The following is a 6,977-nucleotide window of genomic DNA, read 5'->3' as shown; positions in this document are numbered from 1 at the left end:
AGTAAACCAGGTCGCCGCGAGCCGGTATGACCTTGACGGCCATGGAGGTCCCCTCCATGGCCGTTGTCACTTCCGGGGCAGGGAAGGCCCGGTGCGGCAGGGTGCAGCGGGCTTTTCGGGAGCGTTGCCTCAGCGCAGGATGCCGGCGAAGAACGCCGACAGTTCGTCGAAGCCGTCGAGCGGCAGGACGTTGGCGACGTACTGGTCCGGGCGGACCACGATCATGCACCCGGTGTCCCGGTTGATGCCGCGCATGTCGAAGATGTCGCCGGCCCCCTTGTGGTCGACACAGAACACCTTCTCGTGGTCCTGCAGCCCCAGCTTGCCGGTCCTGGGCTTCAGCAGGGACGGCATGTTTTCATAGGCGAGCTGGTCGAAGGTCTGCTGGAACACGGCCCGGAAGTCGATCACCGCATCGATGTCCTCGCCCGGGCGGGTGTGGCGGACCACCGGTGACGCGGGGTCCTGTTCCAGCCAGTCTGCCAGCCGGTGGATGGCCGAGCCCGGGTTGGAGCTGTCCGCCTTGCCGGCAAAGGCGTAGATGCGCCAGCGCGCATCGGCCTCGGCCACATGGCCCAGTTGCATCTGCCGGGCGTCGGCCAGGCGCACCACCGGCGCCGAGTGGAAGCGGCGGCCGATTTCTTCTCCCCTGGCCAGGGCCTGATGCTTGCCGTCGGCAAACAGGTACGACGGGTCGTATTTCACCGCGGTGCCGCCCGTGAACTCGAGGTTCGCCTTGAACTGGCGGATGATGCGGGGCTCCTCCGTGCCGTCGCGCTCGGCCTGGGTGGTCGGCGCCGACATGATGCGCGCCCATTCGTGGTCGGTCTCGACCAGGCGCCTGGCCTCGGTCAGGCGCTCATTCGAGTAGCTGCGCAGCAGGCTGGGATCCGCCCGGCCCTGCAGCACGTGCACCAGCTTCCAGCCCAGGTTGAAGGTGTCCTGCATCGACACGTTCATGCCCTGTCCCGCCTTGGGCGAGTGGGTGTGGCAGGCATCGCCCGCGGTGAACACGCGCGGATTGCGGCCCGATCCCTCGGGCGCGTCATCGAACTTGTCGGTGATGCTGTGGCCGATGTCGTAGATCGACCACCAGACGATCTCCTTCACATCGAGCGTGTAGGGCCTGAGGATGCGGTTGGCCGCCGCGATCATGTCGTCCTGCGTGAGCTTGCGCTGCGCCGCCCGCTCGTCCGGCCGGAGCTTGTCGAGTTCCACATACATGCGAAACACGTAACCGCCCTCGCGCGGCAGGATCAGCACGTTGCCTTCGTTCGCCGAAGAGACCAGGCACTTCTGGCGCACGTCGGGGAAATCGGTGTTGGCCAGGATGTCCATCACGCCCCAGGCCTGGTGGGCGGCATCGCCGTGCAGCTGGCCGCCGATGGCCTTGCGCACCGCCGAGTGGGCGCCGTCGCAGCCGACCACGTAGTTGGCGCGCACCGTGCGCGTGGCCCACCAGTTGATGCCGCTGGCGTCCTTGAGGGTCACGGTCACCGGATGATCGTCGGTCGTCTCGTCGACCGTCACGCCCACGACTTCCCAGCCGTAGTCGGGCTCCAGGCGCGAGGGCGAGTTCTTCATCACTTCCAGGAACAGCTCGTGCAGCCGCGCCTGGTTGATCAGGATGTGCGGCATCTCCGAACTGTCGTCGGCCACGTCCTGCACCCGGCCGACCCGCTTGATGTGCTCGGGGTTGGCGGGGTCCGGCATCCAGAACGCGGTCTGGTTCACCCAGTAGGTTTCGCGCTTGACCTTGTCGGCGAAACCGAAGGCCTGGAACATCTCCATGGTGCGCGTGTTGATGCCGTCGGCCTTGCCCTTGATGATGTTGCCGGGCATGCGCTCGACGATCATGGTGTCGATCTCGGGGAACTGCGCCAGCTGCGCGGCCAGGCACAGGCCGGCCGGTCCGGTGCCGGCGATCAGCACATCCACTTTCTCGGGCAGCGGCTCGTTGACGCCGCGGTTGCGCCGGTTGGGCGCGGCCTGCTTGACGTCGGGGTTGCCGCCCCTGAAACCATCTTTGTAGAACTGCATCGTGGGTCTCCTTGGGTTGATGTGCGTCCGGGTCGGTCTGCCCGCGCGACGGCAAATAATATCTACACTTATTATTTGGTGTCAATACCGTATGTATACTTATCAATTGGCGCCGCCACCGGCGTGCACGGTGCGGACTTGACCCTTCAGATGGAGCGCAGGGATGGACTCAATCGACATGGCGGGGCACCTGATACGCCGCTTGCACCAGCAGTCCACGCAGGTGTTCGTGCAGCGCACCCAGGCCGCGGGCTTTGACCTCACGTCCGTCCAGTTTGCGGCCCTCGACGCGATCCATGCCCACCCGGGCACGGACCAGGCCAGCGTGGCGGAGATGATCGCCTACGACCGGGCCACCATCGGTGGCGTCATCGATCGCCTGGAGCAAAAGGGCTGGGTGCGCCGTGTCGTCAGCGAACGCGACCGCCGGGCGCGCGAACTCTCGCTGACGCCCGAAGGCCAGCGCGTCTATGCAGCCCTGCTGCCGGTTGTCCAGTCCTTGCAGGACGACATCCTGCAACCCCTGGACAGCGCGGACCGTGCCTGTTTTCTCGAACTCGCCCGTCGCGTGGTGCGACCCTAGGTGCCACGGCACCGTGGGGCATCGGGCGGGGCCACCCGTCGCGTCCGGGTGATGGCCGTGGGCTGGTATAACCCTCCCTTTGACTGAAAGGAGCATTCCCCATGAACCGAGCCGAGCTGGTTGAGATCCTGGCCACCAAGAACGATCTGTCCAAGGCGGCGGCCAACGCCGTGCTGGACACGCTGATCGACACCATCCAGACCGCCGTGAAGAAAGGCGACGCTGTTCAGCTGGTGGGTTTCGGTACCTTCAAGGCGGTCAAGCGTGCCGCCCGCGCGGGCAAGAACCCGGCCACGGGCGACAAGATCAAGATTCCCGCCACCACGCTGCCCAAGTTCGTGGCCGGTGCACGGTTCAAGGATGCCGTCGATCCCAAGGCGGCCAAGCGCCGCGCCGAAAAGGCCGGCAAGTAAAGACCTGCCCACCGGGTGCCCCGGCCGGGGCGCCGCACCGGTCAGGCCAGATCGTCGATGGCCAGCCCGTGCCGGCGCATGAGCGCGACGATGTCATGGATCGCGGCCTCCCGCTCGGCCAGCCACTGCGCATGCTGCGCATCCCGTTCCCGGGCCTGCCTGCGTTTGTCCGCGCCATCGTCCGCCTGGGCAAAGGCGTCGCCCAGCGCGCGCATCAATTGCTGGAAACGCTGATCGCCCATCGGCACGTGAGGCGGGGGGCGCCCCTGGTCGGCGCGCTGGCGGCTGCGGAGTTTCTTGTCTGCGAAGGACATGTGGGTGCGACGATCTGAAAAAGGCCGTGTTGTTCACGGCGCCATCATGAGGGGCGATGGTAGCGGGTTGTCGCCGATGCCGTGCGCACCGGCCTCACGGCCACGGCACCGGGCACCATCCGGCACTCGCCAACCGTGGCCAGTCGAGCTATGCTGGCGCTTGGCAGTGCCACCGCGGCTGCCGGCTCATACAACAACACGCTGCAAGGAAGACAACGCATGACCATTCTCGTCGCTTACGTCGCACGCCCCGAAGGCCAGGCTGCGCTGGACAAAGGCATCGAAATCGCCACCCGCCGCAATGAGCGGCTGGTGGTCGTCAACGCCGGCCCCGGCGGGCGGGACGAATCCATCGTCGACGGGTACGAGGGAGAGCGGGTGGCCGAGCGCCTGTCCCAGTTGCCCATCGAGGCGGAGTTCAAGCACTTCGTGCGCGGCAAGAGCACGATCGAGGAGATCGAGGAACTGGTCGATCAACTGCAGGTGTCGGTGCTGGTCATCGGCCTGCGCAAACGCTCGCCCGTGGGCAAGCTGCTGCTGGGCAGCATGGCGCAGGAGATCCTGCTCAATGTGTCCTGCCCGGTGCTGGCGGTGAAGGCGAACTGAGTCCAACAAGGTTGGCCGCGCCGGGCCCCCGCCGGGCTGTTACCCTGTCCGGATGAGCCAACTCGCTTTCGATTTCGACACCTCCACCGAACCGCCGCAGTCAGCCGATGCCGGTGGGCTGACACTGGAGGACATGGCACGGCGGCTGGAGGCCGACCCCGGCTACCGGGTGCTGCGTCGGCTGGTGCCGGTCCTGGACTTCGGCCCGCGGCCGGCGGGCGGGGATGCCACGGCCGGGGTGCAGCACCTGCTCATCCTCGACACGGAAACCACGGGCCTGTCGCAGGCCAGCGACCGGATCATCGAGCTGGCCATGCTGCTGGTCCAGGTGGACCCTTCCACGGGTCATCCCTTCGGGCCGGTGGAGACGTTCGAGGGCTTCGAGGACCCGGGCATGCCGATCCCGGCCGCGGCGCGGCAGGTCACCGGTATCAGCGATGACATGGTGCGTGGCCAGCGCCTGGACGAAGCGCAGGTCCAGGCGCTGCTGGCACGTGCCGACCTGGTGGTGGCGCACAACGCCGGTTTTGACCGCCCCTTCCTGGAGGCGCGTTTCCCGGCCTTCGCGCACACACCCTGGGCGTGTTCCTTTGCCGACATCGACTGGAAGGCGCAGGGCGCCGAATCGGCACGGCTCGGCGCGCTGGCGCAACGCCATGGCTGGTTCTACGATGCCCACCGCGCGCTGGTCGATTGCCATGCCCTGTTGCAGGTGCTGGCCCGTCCGGGTACCGACGGCGCCACCACCGGCCTGGGCGAGCTGATCGCCGTGGCGCAGCGGCCGGGCTTCCGGCTGCGCGCGACGGGTTCGCCGTTCGAGAGCAAGGACCTGCTCAAGGCCCGCGGCTACCGCTGGGATGGCGAGGCCAGGGTCTGGTCCTGCATCCTGGGCAGCGAGGCGGCCCTGGCGGCCGAGCTGGCCTGGCTCGGGACCGAGGTCTACGGTGGCCGGCGTGCCGCGCAGGTCGAGGTGGAGGTGCTCGATGCGCTGACGCGCTATTCGCAGCGGCCCGGTCAGGTCGAGGTTCGCCGCCTGTCAGACGCTTAGGGCCTGGCCGCCGGCGGTGCCACGAAATGCCCGCTCTTGCCGCCCATTTTTTCCAGCAGACGGATCGACGAGATGGTCATGCCGCGGTCGGTGGCCTTGCACATGTCGTAGATCGTCAGCAGGGCGGTGCTGGCGGCGGTCAGGGCCTCCATTTCCACGCCGGTGGGGCCGGTGCACTCGGCGGTGGCGAGGCAGGTGACGGTGCTGGCGGCCTCGTCGAGTTCGAACTCGATCGCCACGCGCGTGAGCGCAATGGGATGGCACAGCGGGATCAGCTCGCTGGTGCGCTTGGCGCCCTGGATGCCGGCGATGCGGGCGATGCCCAGCACATCACCCTTGCGGGCGTTGCCGCTGCGGACCAGGGCCAGGGTGGCCGGCTGCATGGTGATGCGGCCTTCGGCCACCGCCATGCGGTGGGTGTGTGCCTTGGACGAAACGTCGACCATGTGGGCCTGGCCCCGGGCGTCGAAGTGGGTCAGGGGCGTGGCAGGGGAGTCGGTCATGGCGGGTCGGGTGGCGAAATGGCGGGGTCGGGCCGGCCTTTTTGCCCGGGCGGGGCTGGAACCGGCGGTATCTGCGGGCATCATACGAAGATGCACCGCACTTTCCATCTGTTTTTATCAGGTCTGCGCCGGCCCAGGGTTCTGGCGGGCGCACTGCTGCTGGGGCTGGCCGCCGCCGCCGGCGGACCGTCGCCGCTGGCCAGTGCGCCGGCGCATGCGCAGGGGCTGCCCACCCTGGGCGACGGTGCCGGCCTGACCCTGTCGGCCGAGCGTGAGATCGGTGATGACATCGCGCGCCAGATCTACCGCGATCCGGACTACCTGGATGACCCGCCGCTGGTGGACTACCTGCAGTCGATCTGGCAGCCGCTGCTGGCGGCGGCCCGCGAGCGCGGCGATGTGTCGCCGGAGGTGGCCGAGCGCATGGCCTGGGAGCTGATGATCAACCGCGTCAAGGAGGTCAATGCCTTCGCGCTGCCGGGAGGCTACCTGGGGGTCAACCTGGGCCTGGTGGCGGTGACGCAGAACCCGCAGGAGCTGGCCAGCGTGCTGGCGCACGAGCTCAGCCACGTGTCCCAGCGGCACATCGCGCGCATGCTGTCCGAGCAGGGCAAGCAGACGCCGTGGCTGATCGGGGCGATGATCCTCGGTGCGCTGGCTGCCGGCTCCAGCTCCAGCTCCAGCGTCGACGTGGCGAACGCGGCCATTGCCGGCAGCCAGGCGCTGGCCGTTCAGAACCAGCTCAATTTCTCGCGCGACATGGAGCGCGAGGCCGACCGCGTGGGCTTTGGCGTGCTGACGACGGCGGGGTTCCCGGGCGAAGGCTTCGTGCAGATGTTCGACAAGCTGCAGCAGGCGTCGCGTTTGAACGACGACGGCTCCTTTCCCTATCTGCGCAGCCACCCGCTGACCACGGAGCGGATGGCCGACATGCGCGCGCGCATCCCCCTGGCACCGGCCGGCACCCGGCCGGACGGTCCGCGTGTTGGTGTGGCGCCCCTGATGGCGGTTCCGGACGAGGAGGTGCATGCGCTGATGGCAGCGCGCGCGCGCGTGCTGGCCGAAAACGGCCCCGATCGCCTGCGCGTCTGGCTGCGCCAGGGGCAGCAGGCCGATGCCGACGCTGCGGCGCTGTACGCCGCCGCCCTGTCGGCCTCGCGCCTGGGCCAGCACGGGCTGGCCGGGCAACTGGCTGCGCGCCTGGCCGCACGGGTCGGGTCGTCGGGGCAGCGCCCGGCCGAGTGGTTGCAACTGGAGGTGGGGAGCGCGGCCTTGCGCCAGCGCGCCGGTGACCAGCCCACACCCGAATGGCTGGTCTGGCGCGACCGGGCCCTGGCCGGCAGTCAGCGTGCCGGTGTGCTGCTGGGGGCACAGGCGGCGATGGTCAGCGGCGGGGCGAAGCCGGTGGCCGAACGCTTGCACGCCTGGGTGGTCGATCACCCGCGTGATGCGCTGGCCTGGCAGTTGCTG

Annotated in this window: 8 protein-coding genes; 5 read left to right on the top strand and 3 right to left on the bottom strand. The window is 68.5% G+C overall.

Going from position 1 to position 6,977, the window contains the following annotated elements; genetic code table 11:
• Positions 1–129 precede the first annotated feature (129 nt).
• Entirely contained in the window at positions 130–2,040 is a 1,911-nt protein-coding gene (locus PHQ87_RS13175) for an FAD-dependent monooxygenase (protein WP_300235154.1), read from the bottom strand.
• A 163-nt stretch (positions 2,041–2,203) separates the two neighbouring features.
• Between PHQ87_RS13175 and PHQ87_RS13170 the strand changes: the two genes are divergently transcribed.
• Both PHQ87_RS13170 and PHQ87_RS13165 read left to right on the top strand, forming a co-directional pair.
• A complete protein-coding gene (locus PHQ87_RS13170) occupies positions 2,204–2,623 on the top strand; it encodes a MarR family transcriptional regulator (RefSeq protein ID WP_300235151.1) in 420 nt (139 codons plus the stop codon).
• Between the two features lie 101 nt (positions 2,624–2,724).
• Complete coding sequence (locus PHQ87_RS13165) at positions 2,725–3,036, top strand: HU family DNA-binding protein (protein ID WP_300235148.1); 312 nt, start codon at positions 2,725–2,727, stop codon at positions 3,034–3,036.
• A 41-nt stretch (positions 3,037–3,077) separates the two neighbouring features.
• Here the strand turns inward: PHQ87_RS13165 and PHQ87_RS13160 are convergent, their stop codons facing one another.
• On the bottom strand, positions 3,078–3,350 hold the full coding sequence (locus PHQ87_RS13160; RefSeq protein ID WP_300235145.1) for a hypothetical protein: 273 nt from the start codon (positions 3,348–3,350) through the stop codon (positions 3,078–3,080).
• A gap of 219 nt (positions 3,351–3,569) precedes the next feature.
• Between PHQ87_RS13160 and PHQ87_RS13155 the strand changes: the two genes are divergently transcribed.
• Both PHQ87_RS13155 and PHQ87_RS13150 read left to right on the top strand, forming a co-directional pair.
• Positions 3,570–3,956: a universal stress protein gene (locus PHQ87_RS13155; protein WP_300235142.1), complete on the top strand. Its 387-nt coding sequence runs from the start codon at positions 3,570–3,572 to the stop codon at positions 3,954–3,956.
• Between the two features lie 52 nt (positions 3,957–4,008).
• Positions 4,009–5,004, top strand: a complete 996-nt coding sequence (locus tag PHQ87_RS13150; RefSeq protein WP_300235139.1) for a 3'-5' exonuclease — start codon at positions 4,009–4,011, stop codon at positions 5,002–5,004.
• Here PHQ87_RS13150 and moaC read toward each other — a convergent pair.
• On the bottom strand, positions 5,001–5,507 hold the full coding sequence (gene moaC, locus PHQ87_RS13145; protein ID WP_300235136.1) for a cyclic pyranopterin monophosphate synthase MoaC: 507 nt from the start codon (positions 5,505–5,507) through the stop codon (positions 5,001–5,003). The genes PHQ87_RS13150 and moaC overlap by 4 nt on opposite strands.
• A 90-nt stretch (positions 5,508–5,597) precedes the next feature.
• Between moaC and PHQ87_RS13140 the strand changes: the two genes are divergently transcribed.
• On the top strand, positions 5,598–6,977 hold a 1,380-nt coding region (locus tag PHQ87_RS13140), incomplete at its 3' end, for a M48 family metalloprotease (RefSeq protein WP_300235132.1).

This window comes from Hydrogenophaga sp. (assembly GCF_028698005.1).
GTDB lineage: Bacteria > Pseudomonadota > Gammaproteobacteria > Burkholderiales > Burkholderiaceae_C > Hydrogenophaga.
Note: the sequence above shows the minus strand (reverse complement) of the source record. Positions and strands in the feature narration are given on the sequence as shown.

Bases quoted from the DNA above. Each gene is read 5' to 3' on its own strand.
- PHQ87_RS13175 (WP_300235154.1), bottom strand. From the start codon at position 2,040: ATGCAGTTCTACAAAGATGGTTTCAGGGGCGGCAACCCCGACGTCAAG.
- PHQ87_RS13170 (WP_300235151.1), top strand. From the start codon at position 2,204: ATGGACTCAATCGACATGGCGGGGCACCTGATACGCCGCTTGCACCAG.
- PHQ87_RS13165 (WP_300235148.1), top strand. From the start codon at position 2,725: ATGAACCGAGCCGAGCTGGTTGAGATCCTGGCCACCAAGAACGATCTG.
- PHQ87_RS13160 (WP_300235145.1), bottom strand. From the start codon at position 3,350: ATGTCCTTCGCAGACAAGAAACTCCGCAGCCGCCAGCGCGCCGACCAG.
- PHQ87_RS13155 (WP_300235142.1), top strand. From the start codon at position 3,570: ATGACCATTCTCGTCGCTTACGTCGCACGCCCCGAAGGCCAGGCTGCG.
- PHQ87_RS13150 (WP_300235139.1), top strand. From the start codon at position 4,009: ATGAGCCAACTCGCTTTCGATTTCGACACCTCCACCGAACCGCCGCAG.
- moaC (WP_300235136.1), bottom strand. From the start codon at position 5,507: ATGACCGACTCCCCTGCCACGCCCCTGACCCACTTCGACGCCCGGGGC.